We start from the raw sequence: 1,302 nt of genomic DNA, 5'->3' as shown, positions 1-1,302 counted from the left end.
CTATAGCGTACAGTATTGCCAATGCTTGTTGAATGTTTTAAGCAATATTGTTAAAAATTTGACAAACAGAAGAGACTTCACTGTATGTGAATGTGAGGCTTTTTTGAAAAAAATGGAATAAGATGACAGTTGGATATCAAAACTTTTGATTACATCAATTGGTGGAATAATATTGGGTTACACAAGACTTTCTAAAATTCGATATCTGGTGAACTCATGAAATCCCCTTGTTTTTTCTGTCTAGTTTAGTGTTGACGATTCAAAGTTATAAAAGAAAGTTTGATGTTAAATAAGACACTAGAACATACTGTCACTTTATCAGTTATTTAGAGTCAATTATAACGTAAAATTGGGTTTAAAGAAACTTTGCAGCATAATCTGAAGGAGTGTACAATGAAAAAAATCAAGAAAATAATTAAAATATTTGTTATAGGTCTAGTTTGTTTATTTATATCGGTGCTAATTATTGGCTTTTTAAATCCTGTTTGGGAAACAACTGATGCCATTGCTTTTGTAAAGTCTGGCTTAGATGCTTCTACAAAAGGTGATACAAAAAAATTTGCTGAACTTTCGAATATAAATGAAAAAGACTTAAAATCAGGGTTTGATGAAAGCCTAAACGACTTAACACAAAGTTTTGATACCATCAAATCAGAAAAATATAATAAATATTTTTCAAAAAAAAATGTATCCGATCTCTTAAAAATATCTAAATACAGAGTTGAATCTGCAAAAGAAACTAAGGGTGGTTTCAAAGTAAAGGTAATAGTTTCCCCTTTTATCGGATTTAAACATATAGAAACTGAATTAGAAAACAAACTGACGTTCGAAAATGTACGAAATCAGGGTGTTGATCCTGAAAACGCAGAAGAGGTGATAGCATTTACCTACAGTGAAATGATTGATCTTATGATAGAAAACATTAAAAATCCTAGCTATGGAGCTGATAAAGAAATGAATATACGGGTAAATGGAAACAATGGGGACTATATTATATCAGACTTAGATATGAAAGAGTGTATCAGAGCTTTAGCTGACCTCCCAAATTAGGAACGTGTTTGAAAAATTTGATAAATCGGAACAACATGGACATTTGAGTATACCTATGAGGTCTTAGGGAATGTCTCTAGTATCAGTGATGAAAATGGTGAAAAAAAGCTATGGGTATGATGCTAACAAGAATTTAATTCTCTATACAGATACCAAAGGTAGTCAAACTGCTATGAAATATGACCCATTGGCACAATTTGGCGAAAAAGTTATTTTACAAAAGTTAAGAGGTGATTTAAATGAAGCATAAAG

2 protein-coding genes are annotated in these 1,302 nt (G+C 31.0%); both read left to right on the top strand.

Features of this window, described 5'->3' with window-relative positions; translation table 11 throughout:
* Positions 1 to 393 precede the first annotated feature (393 nt).
* Entirely contained in the window at positions 394 to 1,050 is a 657-nt protein-coding gene (locus tag RU86_RS11750) for a hypothetical protein (RefSeq protein WP_096815451.1), read from the top strand.
* Between the two features lie 70 nt (positions 1,051 to 1,120).
* Positions 1,121 to 1,300: an RHS repeat domain-containing protein gene (locus RU86_RS11745; protein ID WP_096815450.1), complete on the top strand. Its 180-nt coding sequence runs from the start codon at positions 1,121 to 1,123 to the stop codon at positions 1,298 to 1,300.
* Positions 1,301 to 1,302 lie beyond the last annotated feature (2 nt).

The organism is Pseudolactococcus piscium (genome assembly GCF_002441695.1).
Classification (GTDB): Bacteria; Bacillota; Bacilli; order Lactobacillales; family Streptococcaceae; genus Pseudolactococcus; species Pseudolactococcus piscium.
The sequence above is the reverse complement of the archived record's forward strand: the minus strand, read 5'-3'. Positions and strand labels throughout refer to the sequence as shown.